Annotated in this window: 30 protein-coding genes; 7 read left to right on the top strand and 23 right to left on the bottom strand. The window is 66.2% G+C overall.

What is annotated here, in order from left to right; translation table 11 throughout:
* A partial coding sequence (locus ACN4F8_RS05360) for a serine hydrolase domain-containing protein (RefSeq protein WP_419472599.1) occupies positions 1-959 on the top strand: 959 nt, incomplete at its 5' end.
* A 22-nt stretch (positions 960-981) separates the two neighbouring features.
* Here the strand turns inward: ACN4F8_RS05360 and ACN4F8_RS05355 are convergent.
* Both ACN4F8_RS05355 and ACN4F8_RS05350 read right to left on the bottom strand, forming a co-directional pair.
* Positions 982-1,194, bottom strand: coding sequence for a DUF2805 domain-containing protein (locus ACN4F8_RS05355; RefSeq protein ID WP_419472598.1), 213 nt, complete (start codon positions 1,192-1,194; stop codon positions 982-984).
* The gene (locus ACN4F8_RS05350; protein ID WP_419472597.1) at positions 1,191-1,718 is read right to left on the bottom strand and encodes a DUF2889 domain-containing protein; all 528 of its coding nucleotides are present in this window, start codon (positions 1,716-1,718) and stop codon (positions 1,191-1,193) included. The genes ACN4F8_RS05355 and ACN4F8_RS05350 overlap by 4 nt, the downstream gene beginning before the upstream one ends.
* Before the next feature lie 126 nt (positions 1,719-1,844).
* On the opposite strand from ACN4F8_RS05350, the gene ACN4F8_RS05345 reads away from it, so the two are divergent.
* Complete coding sequence (locus ACN4F8_RS05345) at positions 1,845-2,345, top strand: cupin domain-containing protein (protein ID WP_419472596.1); 501 nt, start codon at positions 1,845-1,847, stop codon at positions 2,343-2,345.
* Positions 2,346-2,349: 4 nt separating this feature from the next.
* Here the strand turns inward: ACN4F8_RS05345 and ACN4F8_RS05340 are convergent, their stop codons facing one another.
* Entirely contained in the window at positions 2,350-3,633 is a 1,284-nt protein-coding gene (locus ACN4F8_RS05340; RefSeq protein ID WP_419472595.1) for an amidase, read from the bottom strand.
* Between the two features lie 145 nt (positions 3,634-3,778).
* On the opposite strand from ACN4F8_RS05340, the gene ACN4F8_RS05335 reads away from it, so the two are divergent.
* Positions 3,779-4,429, top strand: coding sequence for a DUF6988 family protein (locus ACN4F8_RS05335; RefSeq protein ID WP_419472594.1), 651 nt, complete (start codon positions 3,779-3,781; stop codon positions 4,427-4,429).
* Between the two features lie 154 nt (positions 4,430-4,583).
* A complete protein-coding gene (locus tag ACN4F8_RS05330) occupies positions 4,584-6,545 on the top strand; it encodes a methyl-accepting chemotaxis protein (protein ID WP_419472593.1) in 1,962 nt (653 codons plus the stop codon).
* Between the two features lie 22 nt (positions 6,546-6,567).
* Here ACN4F8_RS05330 and ACN4F8_RS05325 read toward each other — a convergent pair whose 3' ends face one another.
* Both ACN4F8_RS05325 and ACN4F8_RS05320 read right to left on the bottom strand, forming a co-directional pair.
* A complete protein-coding gene (locus tag ACN4F8_RS05325) occupies positions 6,568-6,909 on the bottom strand; it encodes a DUF2845 domain-containing protein (protein WP_419472592.1) in 342 nt (113 codons plus the stop codon).
* Between the two features lie 99 nt (positions 6,910-7,008).
* Positions 7,009-7,233 (bottom strand): hypothetical protein, encoded by a 225-nt coding sequence (locus ACN4F8_RS05320; RefSeq protein ID WP_419472591.1) that lies wholly within the window; start codon positions 7,231-7,233, stop codon positions 7,009-7,011.
* Between the two features lie 200 nt (positions 7,234-7,433).
* On the opposite strand from ACN4F8_RS05320, the gene ACN4F8_RS05315 reads away from it, so the two are divergent.
* Positions 7,434-8,039, top strand: a complete 606-nt coding sequence (locus tag ACN4F8_RS05315) for a hypothetical protein (protein ID WP_419472590.1) — start codon at positions 7,434-7,436, stop codon at positions 8,037-8,039.
* A gap of 6 nt (positions 8,040-8,045) precedes the next feature.
* Here the strand turns inward: ACN4F8_RS05315 and ACN4F8_RS05310 are convergent, their stop codons facing one another.
* From ACN4F8_RS05310 to ACN4F8_RS05285, 6 genes are read right to left on the bottom strand one after another with little or no spacing between them, the layout of a single operon-like run.
* Complete coding sequence (locus ACN4F8_RS05310; RefSeq protein ID WP_419472589.1) at positions 8,046-8,522, bottom strand: BLUF domain-containing protein; 477 nt, start codon at positions 8,520-8,522, stop codon at positions 8,046-8,048.
* Between the two features lie 3 nt (positions 8,523-8,525).
* Positions 8,526-9,239: a YebC/PmpR family DNA-binding transcriptional regulator gene (locus ACN4F8_RS05305; RefSeq protein ID WP_419472588.1), complete on the bottom strand. Its 714-nt coding sequence runs from the start codon at positions 9,237-9,239 to the stop codon at positions 8,526-8,528.
* Between the two features lie 30 nt (positions 9,240-9,269).
* Complete coding sequence (locus ACN4F8_RS05300; protein ID WP_419472587.1) at positions 9,270-11,006, bottom strand: SulP family inorganic anion transporter; 1,737 nt, start codon at positions 11,004-11,006, stop codon at positions 9,270-9,272.
* 10 nt (positions 11,007-11,016) lie between these two features.
* Complete coding sequence (locus ACN4F8_RS05295) at positions 11,017-11,451, bottom strand: DUF6691 family protein (protein WP_419472586.1); 435 nt, start codon at positions 11,449-11,451, stop codon at positions 11,017-11,019.
* An 11-nt stretch (positions 11,452-11,462) separates the two neighbouring features.
* Positions 11,463-11,900 (bottom strand): YeeE/YedE family protein, encoded by a 438-nt coding sequence (locus ACN4F8_RS05290; RefSeq protein ID WP_419472585.1) that lies wholly within the window; start codon positions 11,898-11,900, stop codon positions 11,463-11,465.
* Entirely contained in the window at positions 11,897-12,223 is a 327-nt protein-coding gene (locus ACN4F8_RS05285) for an ArsR/SmtB family transcription factor (protein WP_419472584.1), read from the bottom strand. The genes ACN4F8_RS05290 and ACN4F8_RS05285 overlap by 4 nt, the downstream gene beginning before the upstream one ends.
* Positions 12,224-12,317: 94 nt before the next feature.
* On the opposite strand from ACN4F8_RS05285, the gene ACN4F8_RS05280 reads away from it, so the two are divergent.
* Complete coding sequence (locus ACN4F8_RS05280) at positions 12,318-13,193, top strand: MBL fold metallo-hydrolase (RefSeq protein WP_419472583.1); 876 nt, start codon at positions 12,318-12,320, stop codon at positions 13,191-13,193.
* A 29-nt stretch (positions 13,194-13,222) separates the two neighbouring features.
* Here ACN4F8_RS05280 and ACN4F8_RS05275 read toward each other — a convergent pair whose 3' ends face one another.
* The 10 genes from ACN4F8_RS05275 to ACN4F8_RS05230 form a co-directional block, all read right to left on the bottom strand.
* Positions 13,223-14,449, bottom strand: a complete 1,227-nt coding sequence (locus tag ACN4F8_RS05275; RefSeq protein WP_419472582.1) for an NAD(P)/FAD-dependent oxidoreductase — start codon at positions 14,447-14,449, stop codon at positions 13,223-13,225.
* On the bottom strand, positions 14,446-15,021 hold the full coding sequence (locus ACN4F8_RS05270; RefSeq protein WP_419472581.1) for a MarR family winged helix-turn-helix transcriptional regulator: 576 nt from the start codon (positions 15,019-15,021) through the stop codon (positions 14,446-14,448). Before ACN4F8_RS05270 ends, ACN4F8_RS05275 begins: the two co-directional genes overlap by 4 nt.
* A gap of 28 nt (positions 15,022-15,049) precedes the next feature.
* Entirely contained in the window at positions 15,050-15,373 is a 324-nt protein-coding gene (locus ACN4F8_RS05265; protein WP_419472580.1) for a 2Fe-2S iron-sulfur cluster-binding protein, read from the bottom strand.
* Between the two features lie 12 nt (positions 15,374-15,385).
* A complete protein-coding gene (locus ACN4F8_RS05260) occupies positions 15,386-16,624 on the bottom strand; it encodes a cytochrome P450 (RefSeq protein WP_419472579.1) in 1,239 nt (412 codons plus the stop codon).
* 23 nt (positions 16,625-16,647) lie between these two features.
* Entirely contained in the window at positions 16,648-17,361 is a 714-nt protein-coding gene (locus ACN4F8_RS05255; protein ID WP_419472578.1) for an ABC transporter ATP-binding protein, read from the bottom strand.
* Between the two features lie 4 nt (positions 17,362-17,365).
* Positions 17,366-18,118, bottom strand: coding sequence for an ABC transporter ATP-binding protein (locus ACN4F8_RS05250; RefSeq protein ID WP_419472577.1), 753 nt, complete (start codon positions 18,116-18,118; stop codon positions 17,366-17,368).
* A complete protein-coding gene (locus ACN4F8_RS05245; RefSeq protein WP_419472576.1) occupies positions 18,115-19,068 on the bottom strand; it encodes a branched-chain amino acid ABC transporter permease in 954 nt (317 codons plus the stop codon). Before ACN4F8_RS05245 ends, ACN4F8_RS05250 begins: the two co-directional genes overlap by 4 nt.
* A gap of 4 nt (positions 19,069-19,072) precedes the next feature.
* Positions 19,073-19,939 carry a branched-chain amino acid ABC transporter permease gene (locus tag ACN4F8_RS05240; protein ID WP_419472575.1) on the bottom strand — a complete coding sequence of 289 codons (867 nt, stop codon included), beginning with the start codon at positions 19,937-19,939 and terminating at the stop codon, positions 19,073-19,075.
* A 27-nt stretch (positions 19,940-19,966) separates the two neighbouring features.
* The gene (locus ACN4F8_RS05235; RefSeq protein ID WP_419472574.1) at positions 19,967-21,133 is read right to left on the bottom strand and encodes an ABC transporter substrate-binding protein; all 1,167 of its coding nucleotides are present in this window, start codon (positions 21,131-21,133) and stop codon (positions 19,967-19,969) included.
* Between the two features lie 380 nt (positions 21,134-21,513).
* Positions 21,514-21,915, bottom strand: a complete 402-nt coding sequence (locus tag ACN4F8_RS05230) for a GreA/GreB family elongation factor (RefSeq protein ID WP_419472573.1) — start codon at positions 21,913-21,915, stop codon at positions 21,514-21,516.
* Positions 21,916-22,713: 798 nt separating this feature from the next.
* Between ACN4F8_RS05230 and ACN4F8_RS05225 the strand changes: the two genes are divergently transcribed.
* The gene (locus ACN4F8_RS05225; protein ID WP_419472600.1) at positions 22,714-22,971 is read left to right on the top strand and encodes a BPSL0761 family protein; all 258 of its coding nucleotides are present in this window, start codon (positions 22,714-22,716) and stop codon (positions 22,969-22,971) included.
* 136 nt (positions 22,972-23,107) lie between these two features.
* Here ACN4F8_RS05225 and ACN4F8_RS05220 read toward each other — a convergent pair whose 3' ends face one another.
* Positions 23,108-23,404, bottom strand: a complete 297-nt coding sequence (locus tag ACN4F8_RS05220; protein ID WP_304781547.1) for a hypothetical protein — start codon at positions 23,402-23,404, stop codon at positions 23,108-23,110.
* A 135-nt stretch (positions 23,405-23,539) separates the two neighbouring features.
* Positions 23,540-24,034, bottom strand: a complete 495-nt coding sequence (locus ACN4F8_RS05215; protein WP_419472572.1) for an ankyrin repeat domain-containing protein — start codon at positions 24,032-24,034, stop codon at positions 23,540-23,542.
* Positions 24,035-24,098: the final 64 nt, after the last annotated feature.

The raw sequence follows: 24,098 nt of genomic DNA, 5'->3' as shown, positions 1-24,098 counted from the left end.
TGACCAAGCCCATCGTCTCGGTGGCGGTGATGATGCTGATCGAACAAGGCCGCTTGAAACTGGCCGACCCGGTGCACCTGCACTTGCCCGAGTTTGCGAATCAGCAAGTGGCCGTGCAGACACCCGATGGCACCACACTGCGCCCGGTGCAGCGCCCTGCCACCGTGCAGGACCTGCTGCGCCACACCGCCGGCCTGACCTACGAGTTCCTCGGTGATTCGCCTGTGCAGCAGCTGTACCGGCAGGAGAGCATGGGCGCGCGCGAGCGCAGCAACGCCGAGTTCAGCCAAGCGCTCGCAGCCCTGCCGCTGATGTTCGAGCCCGGCAGCGTGTGGGCCTACAGCCGCGCCACCGATGTGCTGGGGCGTCTGGTGGAAGTGATCACCGGGCAGCCGCTGGGCGAACACCTGCGGCAGGCCATCCTGGCGCCACTGGGCATGAACGACACGGCGTTTGTGGTGCCCGAGGCCGGCCACGCCCGCATCGTCGAACCCTTCGCCCACGACCCCGACGGCGGCATTCCGATGCGCCTGATCGAGCCGCGCGAGACGCCAGCGCTGCAAAGCGGTGGCGGCGGGCTCATGTCCACCGCCGCCGACTACGCGCGCTTCCTGCAGTTCATGCTCAACAAGGGCGAGCTCGGCGGTGTGCGGCTGCTGGGGCCCCGCACGGTGGACTTCATGACGGCCGACCACCTGGGCCCCATCCCCGGCAACGACCCGTCGCTGCTGCCCCCGGGCCACGGCTTCGGCCTGGGCTTCGCGGTGCGCACCGCCGCCGGCCTGGCCCCCATGCCGGGCTCGGTGGGCACGTTCCACTGGAGCGGCATCGGCGGCACCAGCTTCTTTGTCGATCCCGCCGAACAGCTGTTCGGCATCTTCCTCGCGCAAGCCCCGAACCAGCGTGAGCACTACCGGGCGTTGTTCCGCACGCTGGCGTATGCAGCGTTGGTGGATTGAAGCTCAGCTTGGGCGAAGCCCCTCACTTGTAAACCGCGCGCTGGTCGCTGAAGCGCCTCACGCGCCGGCGCCAGGCACGGTAGCTGCCCGGCGCGAGGTGGGTCCGCATCAGCGCCTTCACCTCGTCGGGGCCGAGCCCATGCAGGCCACGGATCTGCTCGAAGCTCACCTCGTCGCTCAGTGCCATCTGGATGATTTCGCCGATCGTGCCGGCGTCCAGTGGTGGTCGCTTCACGTTTTTGCCGCGGCAGCCGGCGGCTGCCAGCGAAAAAACACCGGGTGCACCTTCTCCACCACCGGGCCGTTGAAGTCCCAGGCCAGGCACTGGCCGAGGTGGGGCGGTGGGCTGCCGTCGGCCGGTGGGGCAAACGACTCCGAGCGGGTCTGGAAGGCGGCGGTGGCCAGGTTGAACAGCAGTTCGCGCAGGTGCGTGCAGCCCTGAATGCCACCCAGGTGGCGCTGGATGGTGTGGCGCCAGCCTTTGCCGAGCACCTCGCCCACGAGGCGCTGCATGGGCGCCATGGCTTGAGGGCACGGCCCGTGCGGGTGTGCGTCCATGGCCACCGCAATGTCGCGGATCACCATCGCGTTGTCCACCGTGACACGCAGGTGCATGTGGTGCACCGGCTCGCCTGCCGCCCAGCGGCGCTCGCCCTGGATCTCGAAGTCGTGTGGCTTGCTGTCGTGCAGCGTGCCCTCGATGTCCCACAGGCCGTCGTCGCGGCGAAAGCCGCGGTACTCGACGCGGCGGGTGTGCATGGGGGTGCGGGACTGTGGTGCGGGCAGGGGCAAAACGGTTTCTCCAACAGGGGCGATTCGATGCGCTGATTTTCGGGCATCGGGGGCGGTGGCACACTGGGTCTTCCATCGCCCCGGAGACACGGCATGTCACACGACCACGATCACGACCACCCCCACGAACACACCCCCGCCTGGAAGCACGACGGTGTGCGCGTGGTGCCGGGCAACCAGCTCGACGGCAACGTGCCTTCAACGCCCGGCATGGACCGCAAGGCAGCGATCAACTTCGCGCGGGTGGGCGCGCAGAAGCTCTGGGCCGGCACGGTGACCATCCACCCCGATGCCAAGACCGGCGCCCACCACCACGGCCCGCTGGAAAGCGTGATCTACGTCGTGCGCGGCCGCGCGCGCATGCGCTGGGGTGATCACCTCGAATTCACCGCCGAGGCCGGCCCGGGCGACTTCATCTACGTGCCGCCCTTCGTGCCGCACCAGGAGATCAACGCCAGCGCCACCGAGGTGCTGGAGTGCGTGCTGTGCCGCAGCGACGGCCAGGCGGTGGCGGTCAACCTGGACATCGCGCCGGTGGAGAAACCCGAACAGGTGCTGTGGGTCGACCCCACGCACCCGACCGGCGCGGTCTGAGCCGTCAGCCATTGACGGCGGCTTCGAGCGCCAGCGCGGCGCTCAGCGCCTTGGCATCGCGCCAGCGCGGCCCGATCACCGTCACCCCCACCGGCATGCCGTGGCTGCCCACGCCGGTGGGCACATGCACACACGGCACACCGAGCAGGCTCCACATGCGGCTGAAGATCGGGTTGCCGGTGGCGTCCAGCCCCAGCGGCGCTTCGCCGGTGGCGCTCGGCGCGATCAACACGTCCACCTGCTGCAGCAGGTTCTCGATCTCACCGCGTGCGTGAATGGCCAGCGCGTGCGCGGCGGCCAGGCGCTCGCCATCCACCGCTGCGCCGCCGGCCAGCACCTCGGCAAACGCCGGGCTGAACAGACTCGCGCGGCTGTTGCGTTCGGGCGCAAAGGCAGCCCAGGCCTCGCAGCCCATGATGTCCATCTGCGCCTGCGCCAGGCCAGCCCAGGCATCGGGCACCACCGCCTCGACCACGCGCGCGCCGAGCTTGTCGAAGTGGCGCGCGGCCACTTGCAGCGCGCGGCGTGCGTCGTCCGACGCCAGGTCCCAATGCGGTGTGTGGCAGATGCCCACGCGCCAGCCCTTCACCGGACTCAGCGCCAGCGCGATGCGCGAGAGTGTGCTCACGAAAAACGCTGCGTCGTCCACCGAGCGGGCAAACACACCGGCCGTGTCCAGCGTGGGCGAGAGCGACTTGATGCCGGCCATGGGCAAGGTACCGAAGGTGGGCTTGTAGCCGACCACACCGCAGTACGCGGCGGGCCGCATGATGGAGGCAGCGGTCTGCGTGCCGAAGGCCAGCGGCACCATGCCGCAAGCCACCGCCGCAGCCGAGCCGCTGGACGAGCCCCCCGGCGTGCGCGGCGCGTCCGACGTCGCGCGCGGGTTGCGGGTGACGCCGGGCTTGAAGGTGGCGAACTCGGTGGTCACGGTCTTGCCCATGACCACGCCACCGGCTTCGCGCGCGCTGGCCACCACCGCCGCGTCCACCGCAGGGCGGTGCCCGGCGTAGATGGGCGAGCCGTAGGTGGTGGGCATGTCGGCGGTGTCGATCAGGTCTTTCACCGCGATCGGCACACCGGCCAGCGGACCTTGTGCGCCAGCCCCATCCAGCGCCTGCGCCTGTGCGATCACCTGCGCGGCGTCAAAGTGCTGCCAGGCCAGGACGTCGGGGTCCAGCGCCTGCGTGCGCTCCACCAGGGCGCGCGCCACTGCTTCGGCGGTGAGCTCACGCCGCGCCACGCGGGCGGCGATGTCGCGGGCGGACAGGTCTTCGATCTTCTGCATGTACGAGCCTTCATCACGCGGGTCGAACAACCGACCCGTCAGCCCCGCATTTTGCAGGGCGACCTTGTACCGTGCGAGCCACTGAAGCGACACCTGCGGCGGGGTTTTCGTTCGCAGGGCAAGCGCCCGCCGCTACCATGCGCGCATGAACTACGAACAGATCCTTCTCGAACAATCCGAAGCCTTTGCCCTGCAACTGGGGGAGCGCATCGAACGCATGCCCGAGCGCAGCGACAGCCACCGCGCCCTGGCCACCACCTTTGTCTGCGAGCTGTGCATCGAGCACGCCTATGCGCTGCGCATCCTGTTTGCCACCGGCGCGCAAAACGCGGCTTGCGCGATGCTGCAGGTGCAATACGACTCGATGGTGCGCGCGGCCTGGTACGCCTACGCCGCTGCCGATGGTGAATTCGACGCCATGCTCGATGTCAACGGCCCGCTCAGGCTGCCCACCACCGGACGCATGGTGCACGACCTGAAGGACCGCCTGGCGAACGAGCCGGGCCTGGCCGGTCTGGTCAAGCCGCTGCTGGCGATCAACGATGCGTTCACCGAAGCGCTTGGCGACTTCGAGCACATCGGCCTCAACCCCTTGCTGCGCACCGGCACCGGCTTTCCAACGGACCTGTTCGACACGGCGGTGCGCAGCTCCAACGGCATCATGTACCTGGCCTTTCGCCTGCTGGCACGCCAGGGACCCCCGAGCGATTTCATCCAGGGCATCGACGGTGCGCTCGCGGGCTTTGAAGACGCGATGCCCATGGCCTGCTTCGCGGACCCCGCCCAAGCCGCCTGAGGCGGGTTTACCGGGGCCGGGGCGCCTGCGAGCGCTTCAGTTCTGACGCAAATGGCCGACAAACCAGGGGTCTGCCTTGAGAGGCGACCGCTTGGCCCTGCCCGACAGGTCCAGCGGTTGCATGTCACACAACCCTTTGCGCCAGAACAACCCCATGAACGCCTTTTTTGTACCCGCCTCCGCCCTGATGGCCCGACTGCGACTGGGCCGCAAGTTTTTGCTCGCCGGTGTGCCCACGCTGCTGCTGTTGCTGGCCCTGGGCCTGGCCGCTGCGCAGTACCTCAATGCCCGGGTGAGCGCGATCGAATCCAAGCGCGTCGCGGTGGCGCTCATGGCCGACCTGGTCGAGTGGAACAAGGTGCTGATCGAAAGCCGGCGCGTCACCATCACCGGTACGCCGGGCGACCCGGCGGCGCTGGAAGGCTTCAAGAAGCAGGCCGCCACGGTGGACAGCCAGCTCGCCAAAATCGACCAGCAGGTCAAGGACGCCCTGCCTTTCTTCGACATGACCAAGGAGTTCGCGGGTCTGCAGAACGGCTGGAAGGAGCTGCAGGCCAAGATCAACGCGCTGCCGGCTGATGCCGAGTTCCCGCAGAAAGCCTTCTCGGCCCATGCCCCGGAGTACGGTCGCCTCTACGCCTTCATGCGCGACATGGGCAACAAGTCGGGCCTGGCGCAGGACCCTGACGCCGACATCTTCTACCTCGGCTACCCGCTGGCGAACAACACGCCGTCCACCGCCGGCATCGCGGTGCGCATCGCGGCCTACGCCACCATGAACGTGAACCGCGGCGAGGTCTCGCCCAAGGACAAGGTGTTCTACGAAGTGACCGATGCGCGGTTGAACGACACCTTCGGCTCGGTCGAGACCTTGCTCGGTCAGTCGATGCTGGCCAACCCGGTGGTGGAGAAGGCACTGGGTGCGCGCTTCGATGCGCTCAAGGCCAGCTCCAAGGAACTGCTGAGCTTCGTCCGCAAGAACTTCACCGGTGTGGATGCCGTGACCGTGTCGCAGCAGGACGTGTTCACCGCGTCGGGTCCCACCATCGATGCCGCCTGGGCCCTGGTGGAGCAGAACCGCGTGGTGCTGGACGAGCTGCTGGTCGAGCGCGGCAGCGAAGCCGCGTTCAAGCGCAACCTGCTGCTGATCGTGCTCGCGCTGGGCGTGCTGGTCTCGGTGTATCTGTACGTCGGCATCTACCTCAGCATGGCCGCCAGCATGAGGCACGCTTCCCGCGCCGCGCAGGCCATCGCCGCCGGTCACCTGGGCACGGTGCAGGCCGCCAGCAGCCGCGACGAGTTCGCCGATCTCGTGGCCGACCTGCGCAAGGCGGACCAGTCGCTCGCACGCGTGATCGCTGGCGTGAAGGACTCGTCGGAGTCGATCGCCACCGCCTCCAGCGAAATCGCCACCGGCACGCAGGACCTGAGCACCCGCACCGAGCAAACCGCCAGCAGCCTGCAGCAGACCGCCGCCTCCATGGAGCAGCTCACCAGCAATGTGTCGCAGAGTTCGGGCGCGGCCAGCTCAGCCCAGCAGCTCTCAACCAGCGCCGCCGACGTGGCGCGCCGTGGCGGCTCGGTGGTGGCCGAGGTGGTCAAGACCATGGGCTCCATCAACGACAGCAGCAAGAAGATCGCCGACATCATCGGCGTGATCGACGGCATCGCTTTCCAGACCAACATCCTCGCGCTCAACGCCGCCGTGGAAGCCGCGCGCGCTGGCGAGCAAGGCCGTGGTTTTGCGGTGGTGGCCAGCGAGGTGCGCAACCTGGCACAGCGCTCGGCCGCTGCGGCCAAGGAGATCAAGACCCTGATCGACACCAGCGTGCAGAAGGTGGAGGCCGGCGCACGCCTGGTGGGTGACGCCGGCACCACCATGACGGAGATCGTCGACTCGGTCGGCCGCGTCAACCGCGTGATCGGCGACATCACCGCGTCTGCCACCGAGCAGAGTCAGGGCATCGGCGAGGTCAACATCGCCGTGGGCCGCCTGGACCAGATGACTCAGCAAAACGCTGCGCTGGTGGAAGAGAGTGCCGCCGCCGCCGAGAGCCTGCGTGAACAAGCCAGGCGCCTGGCCGAGATGGTGGGTAGCTTCCGCATCCAGGCCTGAAGAAAACACTGCGCCGCCACGGCTACCGTGGCTGGCGCTGGATTCGAATGGATTGCACGGCACCGGCGCGGATGCGCACGGTGGCCGCAAGCCGCCCCTGGCCGCGGTCGTAGATCCAGTCGTCGATCTGCTCGCAGGACGCGGCGTTGCTGGTCAGCGGCGCGGGCACCAGCGCCTTGTTCTGGAACACCGGGGCGCAGAAGCTGTCTTGCAGCTGGGGCGGGCCGCATTTCTGCAGCAACGAGGCGCGCGTATCGCCCTCTTCCACGGTGCCGCCGCTGCACCGCAGCGCATCGGCATGCACCGGCCCGGACAACAGCAGCATCACCGCCACCAACAACCCCACGCGAATCTGCGCACCCATAACGACCTCCAACCAGCAAGGCCATTGAGTGTGCGCCGGGAGTGTGTCTGGATTGTGTGTGCCGCCCGCCCGCTGGTCACGAGATGCGTTGACTCGGCTTCACCAGAGCGCGGAGTCGCGCATGTCCTCGATCTTGCGGCGGCTGCGGCTGCGCCACACGCTCACCGCACCGCCGAGTGCGACCAGCAACAGCACACAGGCCACGGCCAGCTCGCCAAAACCCAGGTGGCGACCGAACAGGACCGACATCAGCCACGAGAAGCCAAGCAGGCATGCGGCGATGCCTGCGGCGATGAGCAAGATGTAGGGAAGGGAGCGCAACATGGACAGTGAAACTCGGGTGTTTCCAGGAAGGTGAGCGGCACCAGACTGGCAAGTGCCTGCCCTGTCCGTTGGGCTTTGCATTCTCGCACCATGGGGGCGGCTTGCGTCACTACACTCTGTCCTCTTTGTGTGACCCCCGGGCCACACGCGACTGGCCACAACAACGCCCCCAGGGGCAACCCACGGGTGATGGACTTGCAATGGATGCGCTGATTCTGGTGATACTGGTGGTCTCGGGTGTGTGGTTTTTGCGCGCAAGCGAACAGCGCCGCCGCATTGCCCTGCTGGGCAGTTTTCTGGGCAAGTACCAGATCGAGGCCCTGATGGAGAACCTCACGCAGGGCTACCTGCGTGCGCTGGGGGAAGACGATCCTGCGCGGCGCGGGCAGATTCTCGACATGCTGGGCGCGGCCGAACAGTCCGTGGCGCAGCAGTTCGGCAGTTTTGCGATCGAGTTTTCCCGGCTCGACGAAGCGCAGACCCGGGTGAGCAAGCTGGGCGTGGCGCTGCCGTTTGCCGACCGTCTCTTTCCCAAGGCCACGTTCGACGTGCGCGAGGCCTTTCGCCTCCATGCCAGGGGTCTGGCCGACGCCGCCAGCAACGACCTCAACCGCTCGCCGCGCGACAAGGCGTACACGATGTCGGCCGAGCTGCTCTTGATGCAGCACACCTGCCACTGGTTTTGCCGCTCGCTGGCCACCGCCTCGGCGCGCACCCTCATGCGCCACCAGACACCCCACGCGCAACTGGTGGCCTCGGTGGCACCCGCCACGCGCCGGGACTACGAGGCGCTGCTGCGGGGCTGAGGCGGCTCAGTCTTTCTCCGGGCCGCCGAGCAGGCCGTCGTCGAGCTGCTGCAGCAGCTCGCGCAACGATTCAGCGTTCTTCGGGTCCTGCGCGCTCTCCAGCGCATCCACCAGCACGTCGCGCACGGCATCCGCGGTGACCAGCTCCATGTCCCAGTCGGGAAACAGGCGCTCGCGCACTTCTTCGCCCGAGGTCAGCAGCACCACGTTGTGGTGCCTGGGGTCTTTCTTGAGCAAGGCCAGGAGACCGAGCACGCTGTCGCGCGGCCCTTCGAGCCACTGAAAGAAAATGCCGCTGCCCAACACCAGCAGGCCGGTGATGCTGCGCGGCGGATTGCAGCGTCGTGAGGTTTCAACGATCTGTTTCACCGCTGCGGCGTCCATGCCGTCGGTGGCGCGGCTGCAGTACACAAGGTTGTAGAGCAGCGGCGTGGTTGGCTCAGGCGAGGGCTCGTCGCCCTGCGGCGCGTGAGGGGTGTCCACGGCTCAGCCACCCAGACCGGCAAACACGTTCTGCACGTCTTCGTTGGCGTCCAATGCGGCGAGAAACGCCTCCACCTCTTCCAGGTGTTCGGCACTCAGGCTGGCCGGGTCGATCGGGTTCTTGGGCTTGTAGCCCAGCTTGGCCGAGAGCACGGCGAAACCCTGCGCCGGCAGCGCGCGGCTCACGAGGTCGAGGTCGGTGGGGTCGGTGAGGAACACCACCACGCCGTCCTCGTCGGCTGGGTGAAAGTCTTGCGCACCGGCCTCGATGGCGGCCAGTTCGGGGTCGGCGCCTTTGGTGCTGGCTTCGGCCTCGATGATGCCGAGGTGGTCGAAGTCCCAGGACACCGAGCCCGAGGTGCCCAACTGGCCTTTGCGGAACAGCACGCGCATGTCGGAGGCGGCGCGGTTCACGTTGTCGGTCAGGCACTCGACCATGACCGGCACGCGGTGTGGCGCGAAGCCTTCGTAGACCACATGCTCGAAGTGCACGGTTTCACCGGTGAGACCGGCGCCCTTCTTGATCGCGCGGTCCAGCGTCTCCTTGGGCATGGAGACCTTGCGCGCCTGCTCCACCACCAGCCGCAGCCGCGAATTGGCCGCCGGGTCGGCGCCGTGGCGCGCGGCGATCATGATGTCCTTGGCCAGCTTGCCGAACAGCCTGCCCTTGGCGTTGGCCGCCAGATCCTTGTGTTTTGCTTTCCACTGCGCGCCCATGGCCGTGTTCCTTAGAGTTGACGGTCGAGTTTACGCGTGAGCCATCTCGGGGGCGAGCTGTTGAATGGCCTGAAAGTGCGTCAGGAACACCTGGCCGCTGAGGTCTTGCAGCAGGTGCGTGCGCCGCAGCCGATCCATCACCGGGCCTTTCACCTCGCTCAGGTGCAGCTGCAGGCCCGCGTCGCGCAGTCGGTGGTTGATCGCCTCCAGGCTCTCCAGTGCGCTGGCGTCGATGTCGTTGATGGCCGAGCACTGCAGCACCACGTGTTTGAGCGCGGGGTGCGAGGCCACGGCGTCGTTGATGCGGTCTTCAAGCGCGCGCGCGTTGGCGAAATACAGGCTCTCGTCCACCCGCAGACCCAGCACCTGCGGGCTCACCAGCACCGGGTGGCGCAGCACATTGCGAAAGTGTTCGGTGCCCGCCACCAGCCCGACTTCGGCGATGTGGGGACGGCTGGTGCGGTACAGATGGAGCGCCAGCGACACCGCCACACCCACCACCAGCCCCACCTCGACACCTTGCAGCAGCGTCACCAGCAAGGTGGCGAGCACGGCGATGAAGTCGGGCCTGGAGTAAGCCCAGGTCTTGCGGAAGACACTGAAGTCCACCAGCGACAGCACGGCCACCACGATGGTGGCAGCCAGCGTGGCCAGCGGCAGGAAATACAGCGCGGGGGTGAGTAAGAGCGAGGCCAGCAGGATGCCCACGGCGGTGAACACGCCGGCCGCAGGCGTCTGCGCGCCGGCATCGAAGTTGACCACCGAGCGGGCGAATCCACCGGTGACCGGGAACCCGCCGGTGAACGCGGCGCCCAGGTTGCTCGCGCCCAGCGCCACCAGTTCCTGGTCGGGCTCGATGCGCTGGCGCCGTTTGGCCGCGAGCGTCTGCCCGACCGACACCGATTCGACGAAACCCACCACGCTGATCAGCAGCGCGGGCACCAGCAGCGATTGCCACAGCGCCAGGTCGAACAGCGGCAGGGTCAAGGGCGGCAGGCCTTGCGGCACGGTGCCCACGATCTTCAGACCCTGCGCCTGCCACTGCAGCGCCCAGGTGAGCAACGCCGTGACCGCGATGGCCGCCACCGGGCCGGTTTTTGCCAGCACGTCGGCCACGCGGTGGGGCAGACCCAGGCGCACAAGCAGGGGTTTGAGCCCGCCACGAACCCAGAACAGAAAGGCCACGGTGAGCACGCCGATGGTCAGCGTGAGCAGGTGCGTCTGGCTGGCTTGCGAACCCAGCGAGAGGCCGAGTTCAACGAGGTTGTGGCCCTCGGCCTTCACACCCATCAGCGTCTTGAGCTGGCTCGCTGCAATCAGGAGCCCCGAGGCCGAGATGAAGCCCGAGATCACCGGGTGGCTCAGGAAGTTGGCCAGAAAACCCAGGCGCAGCACACCCATGAGCAGCAGCATGGCACCCGAGAGAAACGCCAGCGTGATGGCCACCGCCCAGTACGCTGGCGTGCCCGCCACGGCGTGCTGCCCGATGGCGGCGGCCGTCATGAGCGAGACCACCGCCACCGGCCCCACGGCCAGCACGCGGCTGGTGCCGAACACCGCGTAGAGCAGCAACGGCGCCACGCTGGCGTACAGCCCCACCTCGGGCGGCAAGCCCGCGAGCATGGCGTAGGCCAGGCTCTGCGGGATCAGCATGATGGTGACGATGAGGGCCGCCACGCCATCGCCGAGCAGCGTGTCGCGGTTGTACTGACGACCCCACTGCAGCACGGGCAGCGAGGGCAGCCATTGGCGCAAGAGCATGGTCATGAGCGCGGTGTCAGTGAGCGACTTGCGGGCGGTGCAACACGCGGTCGGCCACCTCGTACAGCGCCATGCCGACGACCATGGCCGCCACGAACACCGCCGCCTTCACCTCGCCCGAGGCCATGGACACGATGCCCGGACCCGGGCAGAAACCCGCCAGACCCCAGCCCGCGCCAAACGTGAGGCCGCCGAGCACCAGGCGCTTGTCGATCTGCGTGGACTTCGGCAGGTGCAGCGCGCCACCCAGAAAACTGGTGGTGCGTTGGCGGGCCAGCGCAAAGGCAAAGAACCCCACGGCGATGGCGCCCCCCATGACGAACGCCAGCGATGGGTCCCAGGTGCCGAACAGGTCCAGAAAGCCCAGCACCTTGGCCGGGTCGGTCATGCCGGAGAGCAGCAGGCCCAGGCCGAACAGCAGGCCCACAAAAAATTCGGTGATGCGGTGCATGTGTGCGCTCCTCACAGAACGTGGCGAACCACGAAGACCATGGCAAAGCCTGCGCCCATGAAGGCCAGCGTGGCCACCAGCGAGCGCGGCGACAGGCGCGAGAGGCCGCACACACCGTGTCCGCTGGTGCAGCCCGACCCGAAGCGCGTGCCCAGGCCGACCAGCAAACCGGCGGCCACGATGGTGGCAAAACCGGCGTCGATGGTGGGCGCGCGCGCGAAGCCTTCGGGGGCCAGGAGCCCATACACCAGCGGCGCAGCCAGCATGCCCAGCAGGAAGGCCATGCGCCAGCCGGCGTCGCCCACTTTCGGCGGCAAGAGCCCCCCCAGGATGCCGCTGATCCCCAGCACCCGGCCGTTGACCAGGATGAAGAGCGCCGAGGCCACACCCAGCAGAATGCCGCCGGACAGCGAAGCCCACGGCGTGAAGTTGACCCAGTCGATGTTCATGATTTTTTCCTTGGAGCTGCGCAAAACTGTGCGTACAGCACCTGCATCACCGCCAGCGCCTGCGGGCTGTCGAGCAGGTAATGAATGTTCTTGCCGTCGCGGCGCGTGCTCACCAGCGCTTCTTCGCGCAGCACGGTGAGCTGCTGCGACAGCGTGGGCTGCACGATGCCCAGCAATTCCTCCAGCTCGCCCACGCGGTGTTCGCCTTGGGAGAGCTGGCAGAGGATGAGCAGGCGGTCCGGGTTGGACAGCACCTTCATGAGCCGACAGGCCTCGGCAGCGGCGGCCTGCATGTCGTCGAGATCCAGGGTGGCGTGTTTCATCGAATGAACTCTCCGTTTGAACGATGTGCACAGTTTATTGACTGACAATATATTTGTCAATAAACTATTGAGATCTTATTTGAAGGAGACCTTCATGACCGCGTCCACCCTCCGCCCTCAAGTCCACGGCCTGTTCGATCCCGCCACCTGGACCGTGACCTACGTGGTCCACAACGGTCCTGGCAGTGCGTGCGCCATCATCGATCCGGTGCTGGACTACGACCCGAAATCAGGCCGCACACAGCACACCTCAGCCGACAAGGTGATCGACTACGTGCGCACCCACAAACTGGCCGTGCAATGGATCCTGGAAACCCACGCCCATGCCGACCACCTCTCGGCAGCGCCCTACCTGCGGGCGCAACTGGGCGGCAAGATCGGCATCGGCAGCCGCATCACCAAGGTGCAAAGGGTGTTCAAGGGCGTGTTCAATCTGGAGCCTGGCTTCCAGCAGGACGGCTCCCAGTTCGACCACCTGTTCCAGGAAGGCGATGCCATCGCGCTGGGCGCCTTGACCGGTGAGGTGTTGTTCGTGCCCGGTCACACGCCCGCGTGTGCGGCCTACCGCTTCGGCGATGCGGTGTTCGTCGGCGACACGCTGTTCATGCCCGACGTGGGCACGGCGCGCTGCGACTTCCCCGGCGGTGACGCGCGCGCACTCTACGCCTCCACCCGCAAGTTGCTGAGCCTGCCGCCCCAGACGCGGTTGTTCATGTGCCACGACTACCCACCCACCGACCGCCCGGTGGCTTTCGAGACCACGGTGGCCGAGCAACGCGCGAAGAACATCCACGTGCAAGACGGCGTGAGCGAGGCGGAGTTCGTGGCCATGCGCACAAAGCGCGACGCCACACTGGAAACGCCCACGTTGATCCTGCCGTCGGTGCAGGTCAACATCCGCGCGGGTCAACTGCCACCGGCAGAGGACAACGGCGTGGCCTACCTGAAGATCCCGCTGAACGCGCTGTGATCGACCCGACACCCGGGGCCGCGCAACAGTCAGGCCAGCAGCGACTTCAAAGGGATCGAAGGATCGGCAAGAGAAGCCGCATTCAATGCCACGCCTGCCTCGATCAGCTTGCGCGACATCATGTGATCCAGCGGCGCGTTGACCGACTCGGCGCACAACAACCGGCCTTCGTGCAGATGGAAGAGCGTGAAGCTGTGGTCGTTGGCTCCAGCGCGCTGCACCGTCTGCGCGGACGGTGGCAGCAGCCCCGCCATCTGCAAGCGCATGGGGCCTTGCTCTGACCAGAACCAGGGCAAGGCCCGGTACGGCTCTTCGCGTCCCAGCAGCGTGGCCGCTGCCGTGCGCGCCTGATCGTTGGCGTTCTGCACCGACTCCAGTCGAAGCCGCACGCCGCCGGCGGTGGGGAACGCCGCGCAGTCGCCGATGGCGAGCACGGCCGGATCTGACGCGCGCATGCAGGCATCCACCACGATCCCGTTGTCCACCGCCAGTCCGCAGTCGGCGGCCAGTCGCGTTTCGGGCACGGCACCGATGCCCAGCACCAGCTCGTCCACGGCCACGCGGTTGCCGTTCACCTGCATCGACAACAACCGACCTTCTTGCAACTCGAAGCCGTCGATGCGAACACCGATCTGCACCTCGGTGCCCATGCTGCGGTGGTGCGCGAACACGTGTTCGCCCAGTGATGCCGAAACAGAGCGCCCCAGCAAGCGCGGCGCCACCTCCAGCACGGTCACGTCCAGTCCGAGCTTGCGCGCAGATGCGGCGAGTTCCAGGCCGATGAAACCGCCGCCGAGCACGGTGAGGCGCTGGCCTCTCGCGATCATCTCGTTCAGCCGGGTGCGCAGGCTGCGCGCGTGCGCCGCGTCGCGCAGCACATGCACATTGCTCAAGTCGGGGTGCAAGGCGTCGAGCGTGCGTGCGCGGGTGCCGGTGGCCAGCACCAGGTGCTGGTAGGCCAGTTGGGCGCCGGAGCGCAGCAGCACGCGCCTGGCCAAGCGGTCGATGGACACCACAGGATCACTCAGGTGAACCTGGATACCCTGCTCGGCGTACCAAGCTGCCGCTTTGTGCGGTGCGATGGTCTCGTCAGCCTTCTTCAGAAAACTCTTGGATAGCGGCGGGCGCTGGTACGGCAGTTCGTGCTCTGCGCTCACCAGGTGCACACGCCCGCCCTGCCCCGCTTCGGCCAGCGCAGCGCACAGGGCGGCGGCGGCGTGCCCGCCACCGACGATGACGATGGCGTCGGCGCTCATGCGTCGGCACCGCGCGCGCGGCGCTGTTTCGCTCTGGGGTAGTGAAGGGTCAGGTAGTCGTGCGTCGCCTTCTCCACCGCAGGCAGGTTGTCGTGCAGGCGTCGCAGCAAGCCGATGAGCGTCTCGCGCTCCTGGTCGTTGAGCACGCTGAGAAACGCACGCTCGCGCTCCATCGCCAGTTCCAGGATCTCGTCGTGCAGGGCGCGGCCCTTGGGCGTGATGGTGGCCACGCGCAGGCGGCCGTCGGCGTCGTCCAGCCCGATGGTGATGAGCCCGCGCGTCTGCATGCTCTTGAAGGCGCGGCTCACCGAGGCCTTGTCCATGCCGATGGTGCGAGAGATCGCTTGTGCGGTCAGCGACTTCTCGATCGCCAGCAGCACCAGCAGGCGCCAGGTCTCGATGCCGACGTTGAACGCGCTGAGGTAGGCGGTGGAGGCGCCGCCCGAGAGCTTGTTGGCGATCCAGGTGAAGAAGGCCGGCACATAGCGTTCGAGGTCGACCACGGCCGTGTCGTTGGTGGCGCGGGACGATGCCCTGCGCGTGGGCACCGAGGCGGGCGGCATCTTGGTCATGGGGCGGGCTCAGTGGTTGGCGAGGGCTTTATTGTTGCCGCTCCGGCAGGCGCACCACCAGACCGTCGAGCGCAGCCGACAGCTTGATCTGGCAACCCAGTCGGCTGTTGCGCAGTCGCTCGCTGGCGGTGCACTCCAGCATCTCCAGCTCGGTCTCCAGCGGGGCGGGCAGTTGGTCGGCAAACGCTTCGTCCACATACACATGGCAGGTCGCGCACATGGCAGACCCACCGCACTCGCCCACGATGCCGCGCACGCCGGCCGACACCGCCGCCTGCATGAGGCTCTGGCCCTCGGACGCCTGCAGTGTGCGGCTCTGCCCGCCGGCATCGATCAAGGTCACATCAACCATGGGAAGGTCCTCTCAGGCGGGAATCAGGCGCACCGGCATCGAGGCCAACGCGCGCAGTGTGTTGTTGAGGCGGCGCTGCGGCGCGCCGGTGAGTTCGATGCGCGAGACGCGTTTGGCCAGCGCGGTGAGCACCACCTCGCCTTCGAGCCGCGCCACCACCTGCCCCACGCAGCCGTGGATGCCGGAGCCAAACGCCATGTGACCGGCCGGGCGGCGCTGGATGTCGAAGCGGTCGGGGTCCGGCCACTGGCGTTCGTCCCGGTTGGCCGCCGCCAGAAACGTGACGATCTTGCTGTCTTTGGGAATCTGCACGCCGAACAGCTCGGTGTCTTTCGAAGTGGTCCTGAAGAAGGTCTGCACCGACGACTCAAAGCGCAGGGCTTCCTCGAACGCGGGGCGGGCCAGGGTGTGGTCTGCGCACAGCTGTGCGTACTGGTCGGGGTGGTTGGCCATGCACAGGATGGCGTTGCCGATGCCGTTGACGGTGGTGTCCACGCCGGCAGAGAGGAAAGAGCGCACCAGCAAGGGCGCTTCCTCAACGGTGATTTCACCGGCGTCGGCCGCCTGGTAGATCAGATCGCCAAACCCGCCGGGGCGCAGGTTCTCGCGCTGGCAGTGGGCCATGATCCAGGCCGTCACGGGCTGCACGAGTTCGGCCGACTTCTGCAGCCGCTCGTTGCGCGGGCCGAAGGCGTTGAAGATCATGTTGCCGTAGAGCAGCAGGTTCTCGCGGTTCGCATCGCCCACGCCCACCGCGTCCGGGAACACCTTGAGCGGATACACCTCGGACAGGTCTTTCACCGCGTCGATGGTCTCGCCCGACGCCTGGCGCGCCAGCAAGCGATCCACCAGCGACTCGGCCTCGGCCGTGAAGGTGGCGCGGATCTGCATCACTGTTTTTGGCGAGAGGATGCGTGCCAGGATCGCCCGGGCCTTGGTGTGCGACGGCGGGTCCGCTTCCAGGATCAGGCTCTTCGGCCTGAACGGCGTTTCCTTGTTGAAGTTGGCCAGTCCCACACCGGCCCCCGAGATGTAGGTGGCGTGGTCGTTGAAGACGGCGTGCACCGACTCGTGGCGCGCGCAGGCGTAGATGCCGTAGGCGGGAATCCACACCACCGGGCCGGCTTCACGCAGCTGGTGGTGGGCCTGGTACGGGTCGCTCAAAAATGCATCGCTGTAGGGGTCGACGTCGACCACCGGTACGCCAGCGGGTGCGGCTGCTGTGGCGGGGGAAAGGGTGGCTGTGTTCATGGAACCTCCGGTCGTGTGGGTTGTCAATGCGCGCCGGCCACGCCGACATAGCGCTCCAGCAGATCCTGGCGCTGGCTCAGGGCGGCGCTCTCGCTCTGGTGCACCACCTCACCGCGCTCGAGCACCACGGCGCGGGGCGCAAATCGCAACGCGTCGTCGACCTTCTGTTCCACCAGCAGCACGGCCACGCCGGTGTCCTGCGCGAGTTGCTCGAAGGCGCGCATGAGTTCAATGCAGATGATGGGCGCGAGACCTTCCAGTGGTTCGTCCAGCAGCAGCAAGCGGGGTTTGCCCAGCAGGGTGCGGGCGACACTGAGCATCTGTTGTTCGCCGCCCGAGAGTTGCTGGCCGCCGTTCTGGCGCCGCTCGGCAAGCCGGGGAAAGAGTGAGTAGGCTTCGTCCAGCGCGCTGCGCGGGCGGCCCTTGAGACCAGCGAGCAGATTCTCTTCGACCGTGAGCGAGGGGAAGATGTCGCGCGTCTGCGGCACATAGCCGATGCCGGCGTGTGCGCGTTCGCGGGCCGACCACTTGGTGATGTCTTGACCGTCCAGGCGCACCTGGCCGGCTTTCAAGTCGGCCAGGCCCATCACCGCCTTGAGCAGCGTGGTCTTGCCCACGCCGTTGCGCCCGATGAGCGCCAGCCTCCCACCCGAGGCGAGCGACAGATTCACACCGTGCAGCACCTGGATGGCGCCATAGCCCGCGGTGAGGTTGTCGATGCGCAGAAGGTCGGTCATGCGATCAGGCCTCCGCGCCAAGGTAAGCCGTGCGCACCGCGGGGTGGCGGCGAATCTCCTGCGGTGTGCCCTCGGCCAGCAGCGCACCGTCGGCCAGCACCAGCATGCGGTCGGCAAAGTTGAAGACGAGGTCCATGTCGTGCTCGATCATCAGAATGGCCAGGTCGCGGGGCAAGGTGTCGAGCGCGTCCAGCACCACCTGGCGCTCACCACTGGGCACGCCCGCCATGGGTTCGTCGAGCAGCAGCACCTGCGGCTTGAGCGCCATCGCCAGCGCAATCTCCACCAGGCGCTGCTCGCCATAGGCCAGCTCCACCGGGCAGCGCCGGGCCAGGGTGTCCAGGCGCAGGGTGTGCAGGATTTGCGCGGCCTCGTCGCGCACGGCCAGGAAGCCGTCGAGTGCGCGAAACATCTGGTTGACCGACCCGTCGCGCTGGTGAATGGCCAGCTCCACCTGGCGGTGGATGGGCAGGTCCGGCGCGAGCTGCGTGATCTGGAACGTGCGCGCGAGGCCACGCTGCACGCGTTTGGGCTGGGGCAGGTGCGACACCTCTTCACCTTGGAGCCACACACTGCCCTGGCTGGGCGCAAGCACGCCGGTGATGAGGTTGATCAGCGTGGTCTTGCCCGCGCCGTTGGGGCCGATCAGGCCGACGCGGTTACCCGGGTGCAGTGCAAACGACACATCGCGCGTGACCTGCAGACCACCGAAGGCTTTGTGCAGCTGGCGCACGTCCAGCAACGGCTGCGGACTCATGCGACCTCCCGAACGGCGGGCAACACACGACCCACGCGCTGGCGCAGCGCTTCGAACAAGCGTGCCCGAGGCACCAGCACCACGAACACCAGCAGCCCGCCGATGATGAACAGCCAGTGGTAGGGGTTGATGGCCGAGGCTGTGTGGTGGATCAGCATGAACGCCGCCGTGCCGCCAATGGCACCGAACAGGTTGCCCGCACCACCGAGCACCAGCATCACCAGGGCTTCGGCCGAGAGCTCGAAGCCCAGCGTGTCCAGGCCCACGATCTGGTTGACCTGCGCGTTGAGCGCACCACCGATGCCGGCGAAGGCACCCGCCAGCGTGTAGAGCTTGAGCAGTTGCCCACGCACCGATCCGCCGATGGCCGCCGTGCGCAGCCGGTTCTGGTGGATGCCCAACACCGACAAACCGAAGGGCGAGCCCATGAGCCGGCGCATGGCCCACAGGCAGCACAGCATGACCACGAAGCAATACACAAAGGCCACCTTGCCGTACAGATCGAACGACCAGATTCCAAAAAGCTTCTGCACCTCGAACCCGGTGAGGCCGTCTTCACCGCCGGTCCAGTCGCGCAGCTTGCTCGCGCCGTTCTGGGCGATCTGGCCCACGGCCACGGTGAGCATGAGGAAGGTGAGGCCCTCGTAGCGCAACAGGAACAGGCCCGAGAGACCTGCGAGCAACGCTCCGGCCAGAGCGCCCGCCAGCAGGCCGATCAGCGGGTTGCCGGTGAGATGCATGGCCAGCAGCCCCGCCGCATACGCGCCGACGCCGAACAGCGCCGAATGCCCCAGCGTGGCCAGCCCGCCGTAACCGACCACCAGATCGAGCGACATCACGAAGATGGCCATGGTGGCGATGCGCGCGGCCAGCGGCAGCTGGTCCGGGAACACGAAGAAGATCAGCGTGGCCAGGGCCACAAGAAACAGGTAGGGCAGTGAGCGTTTCATGGCATCAGGCCTTGGGTGCAACGAGCAGACCGTGCGGGCGCCAGGCCAGCAGCAGCGCCATGGCCAGGAAGAAAAACAGCGAGCCCCAGTCGGACGCGAGGTACTTGCTGGCAGTGTCGATGACGCCCAGCGTGAGCGACGCGGCCAGCGAGCCAGCAATGCTGCCCATTCCACCCACGGCCACCACCACCAGCACGAGCACGAGGTATTTCACCGGGTAATACGGCTCCAGCGGCATGAGCTCGGCCCCCAGGATGCCCCCCAGCCCGGCCAATGCCGCGCCCACCGCGAAGGTGGCCACATAGACCAGCTGCACCGGGATGCCCAGGGCTGAGGCGGCTGCGGTGTTGTCCACCGTGGCACGCAGCCACACGCCAAAGCGCGACTTGTTGAGCACCCAAAACGCTGCGAGCACGACCAGCACACCGCTGGCAATCACGAGCAGGCGCTGCGCGGGCAAGGTGCGGATGCCCAGGTCCACCGCATGTGACAAGGATGGCGGCAAAGGAATCAACTGCACCTCAGGACCCGCCAGGAGGTTGGCCGTGGCCACGAAGAGGAAGGTGAGGCCGATGGTGAAGAGCACCTGCTGCAGCTCCGTGCGCCGGTACAGGCGGCGCAGCACCGTCACCTCCAGCAAGGCACCGAGCAGGCCGGTGGCTAACACAGCCAGCGGCACGCCCACGTAGAACGACAGGCCCTGCTCGCGCACCAGCCAGGAGGCGATGTAGCCGCCGGTCATGGCGAAGGCACCGTGGGCCAGATTCACGAACCGCATGAGGCCGAGCGTGACCGACAGGCCCACGGCGATGATGAACAGCACCATGCCGTAGGCGATGCCGTCGATCAGGATGTTGGCGAACAGGGTCACGCAGCGGTCCTCTTGTCTGGCGCGCGTTTACTTGACCAGGCCGTGGTCGACCTGCGGCCCGAAGCTCTGGACCTCCTTGTTGATCATCAGGCCGCCTGCGCCTTTTTCCACCGTGCGCAGGTACACGTTCTGCGTGATGTGGCGTGTGTTGGGGTCGATGCTCACCGGCCCGCGCGGGCTCTCCCATTTGTGGCCCTTGATCGCGGCCATGGCCTTGTCACCGTCGCGCTGGCCACCGGTGGCTTCGATCATCTTGTGGATCACGGCCATGCCGTCCCAGGCGCCCACGGTGGCGTAGTTGAGCACCGCGTCCTTGTTGACCTTCGCCACGGCCGCGGCAAACGTCTTGTTGGCGGCCGAATCGTGCGCCGCGCTGTAGTGGAAGGCGGTGGTCAGGCCCAGGGCCGAGTCGCCGAATTTCTGCAGATCGAACTCATCGGTTTCCGCCGTGCCCAGGAACTCGACACCGGCGGCCTTCAGGCCGTTTTCGTTGTAGGCCTTCACAAAGCCCAGGTTGGGCGGACCACCGGGCAAGAACACGTAGACGGCTTGTGCACCACTGGCCTTGATGCGCTGGGCAAACGGTGCGAAATCGGTGGTGCGGATCGGCATGCGGATGCTCTCCACCACCTCGCCGCCTTGCTTTGCGAATTCGGCCTTGAAGGCGTTTTCGGCGTCCAAGCCCGGCGCGTAGTCGGTGACGGCCGTGACGACCTTCTTGATGCCCTTTTTGGCCGCGTGCTGGGCCAACGGCACCGTGACTTGCCACAGCGTGTAGCTGGTGCGCACGTAGTAGTCGCTCTTGGTCGTGATGTCGGAGGTGGCGGCGTTGAACACCACGAACGGTGTCTTCGATTCCTGGATCACCGGCGCCACCGCGAAGGCGTTGGGCGAGAACACCACGCCACCCAGGTAGTCGACCTTGTCCTTGATCACCAGCTCCTGCGCCAGCGTGCGCGTGTTGGCCGGGTTGGGGCCGCCCTCATCGCGGTAGATGAACTCGACCTCCTTGCCGGCGAGCTTGCCGCCCTGCTGCGCCACATAGCCTTCTGCCCCTGCCTTGAACAGCGCGCCGTAGTGGGCGAAGGGACCCGAGAACGGGGCAATGATGCCGACCTTGACGGTCTGGGCAGCGACGCTGCCCATGGCGAACGCGGCAGCGAGCGTGCCGACCAGCTTCCATTGAAAACGCATGGTTGTCTCCTGGGATGGTGCTTGCGCTCTGGACGGCGAAGCTGCTCGCATCATAGAAAAACTAGTTGATATACCAACTAGTGGAAACCCCAACCAATCACCGATCAATCATCAACCAGCCTCGTGCCGGCCAAAGGACAGATGCACCCGCCCCGTCACGCTGCCGCAAGGCAGCGCGTACCACCGGCGGGCACAGGTTGTCTTCCTCCACCCGGGAAGGTCGCGCCGATATGAAACCGCCGTCGGCTGCGTTGCGACCATCGGCATGCCCGCTGCCCCGGTCAGACGGTGGGATCGGGGAATGATGGGATTTCGTGGACGAACGTGATCCGGCCCCGCAGCGCCTGGCTTGCGGGGCCGGATCGATGGCGCTGCGGCGGCTAGGTGGTGAAGTCGCCGCTGGCTTCGGGCTGGAACAACAACGTGACGATTTCAACCGAGCACACATCCCCGCTGGGCGCACGCCAGCGGGCGATAGCGCCCACACGTTGCCCCAGCAGGCTCGCCCCCACGGGGGAGAGCACCGAGATGAAGCCCAGGTGCGGCTCGGCGTCGGCGGGGGAGCACAGTGTGAGCTTTTGCCGCTTTCGGGACTCCAGGTCTTCCACGATGACTTGCGAATACATCGTGACGACGTCTGACGGAATCTCGCGCGAGGGGACGAGGTCCAGTGACTCGAGCGCATCGGTCAGCTCGGGCGGAAAGCGTGTGCCGCACAGCTTGTTCAGGCGTGCGAAATCGATTTCGGTGAGCAGCCGCTCACCCGCAAGGTATCTGTGCATGTTGCACTCCAACTGGTGCAGGCCCGCCGGAAAAAGGCGGCGCCCGCTGTCGCGCTGGGCGGGGGCCCGGCGATGGTTGGTTTGCGCAAAAGGAGGAAGGGGTATCGCCGGGCTCAAGAATGTGCGGCCGGCTGGCGCAGTCCCGCCGAACCCATCAGCTTGCGGTCGACCACAGCATCGCAGGCTGCGAGGGGCATGCAGGCTGCTGTGTGGACAACGATGGTTGGGTAGAACGCCATGCGCACATTGTAGGAGGCCGTTCCTGCAAGAGACCCCGCTCATCGGCATTCACCGAATGCTGGTCCGACACCCGCGCCATGTGGCAGGACGGGTCACACAAAACAAAAAAGCCCTCGTTTCCGAGGGCTTCACTGCCAAGCAAGTGCTTGTTCTGGTTGGTTGCGCGGGCAAGATTTGAACTTGCGACCTGGGTTATGAGCTCGACAATCTCATTGTGTAGACACGTTGACCTACGCCGTTTTTGGTCGGGCGCAATCGTCATCACACAAAGCGAAACTCGAAATCTTCAACCAGCACAACAACTTACACAGCCGACTTCGTCGCTGACGAATGACACCGAACAAACTCTCGGGGCATCACCTGCAAACCAACGTCATCGACAAGCAACAAAGCACCTCTTACGGGCCCTCATTGTACTTCCTCAATTTGTGACCGTTGGGTTTGAGGAGGTAGGACCATCGCGACGGCTCTGACACATGAACTCATGAATTTTTCGGTGCTCTGACGCACTTGAAAGCTGGCACCGTTGCATCTACCCTATCTCGATATTCAGAATGGATGCTCATGACTACACCAGACGAACGCACCCGTGCCCTGCGCTTGGCGAGTGAATTGCTGCAGGACTTGGAAAAACGCCAAGATGTACCCGCCGATCTCCGCGTCCGGACTCGGGGCGTTTTACGCCACTACCCAGAGGAGTGGCAACTGCGCATGATGGTCGAGGATTGGCAACGTCTGGGGGACTCGACTTTCGGGCTGGCTCCTGAGCCAGAACGGCCCGACCCCCTGCTGATACCGAAAGTCCGCCAGGGTTGAACGAACTGCCTACCAACAGCCGCACAGTTCAGCAGTTGGCATCCAATATTCATCGGCCTTCGTGACGGCTGTTTCTATAAGGAGCCCTCGATTTCCTGTAGGGCGGTTCAAGACTGGGCTGAGATAGTCGCTGCTCTCAGCCGGCTCGATACGCTGGGTCCTGAGGCTCGTTCTTCTGCTCACGAATGATCTGTAGAGCGATTTCGACCGAAAGCGTTTCGGCTGCCTTTGACCACGACCAAGTTGACGGCATCGAGCCCTTGTCGACTTCTGCCAATGCAAGCGTCAGCCGTTCTTCCAACGTCTCACGAATGGCGGTCATGCGCTCCAGATCAATCGTCAAGCCCTTGGCTATTCGGTGGGCCGCCACAAGGTCCAGCGCAAACCGCATCGAGTGGCGCAGCTCAAGTGGATCGAACTCGTTTTGGTGCATACAGTCGCAAGCTACTCGCCTCCAGGGCCCCGAGCATTCAGGGGAAACCCGACCTACCGAGGCGAGCCTCGGAAATTTAAAGCCGAACTGCAAGCTCGGTCACGTGATGTCGCGTGGGGATTTGGCCCACCGGAATCACGCCGCAAGACGATCAAACATTCTGGCCAGCCAGCTCTTTTCCACCTCTTCAGGCGGTAGCGCAGGGGCCCCGAGTTCAACCAACTTCGCCTCAACCTGTGACAGGCCAACATGTCGGGCTGCCTGAACAGGCGTCATGGCATCGAACTCGGAGTGCAGACAGGGGTTGGCTCCTGCATCAAGCAAATAGAGGGCGACCTCTTCCTGCTTGGCCAGGATGGCGGCTACCAGCGGCGTCGACAAAAATTCGGGATGGGCGTAGTCGATGTCGGCACCCAGTTTCACGTAGTACTCGACCAGCGGGAGATCGCCGCTTTCGGCCGCGGCATACATCTCTTTCCAGTTGCCCCCAGACATACAGCCTCCTTGGAGTTGAAACGGGCAAAGGCATTGACCATCATGGGAACCGCCGAACACCCAGTGATGAATCGCGCCGTCATCGGGACGGCAGAATGCGAGAGTCAATCCATGCAAACTGACTTTGCTCAGCATTCTGCGCGAGTTCAGAGCAGGGCCTGCTCGTCACCCTCGGGGCGGATGTGCCGGTCTCATCAAG

This window comes from Hydrogenophaga sp. (genome assembly GCF_048549895.1).
In the GTDB taxonomy this organism is placed as follows: Bacteria; Pseudomonadota; Gammaproteobacteria; order Burkholderiales; family Burkholderiaceae_C; genus Hydrogenophaga.
The sequence above is the reverse complement of the archived record's forward strand: the minus strand, read 5'-3'. Positions and strand labels throughout refer to the sequence as shown.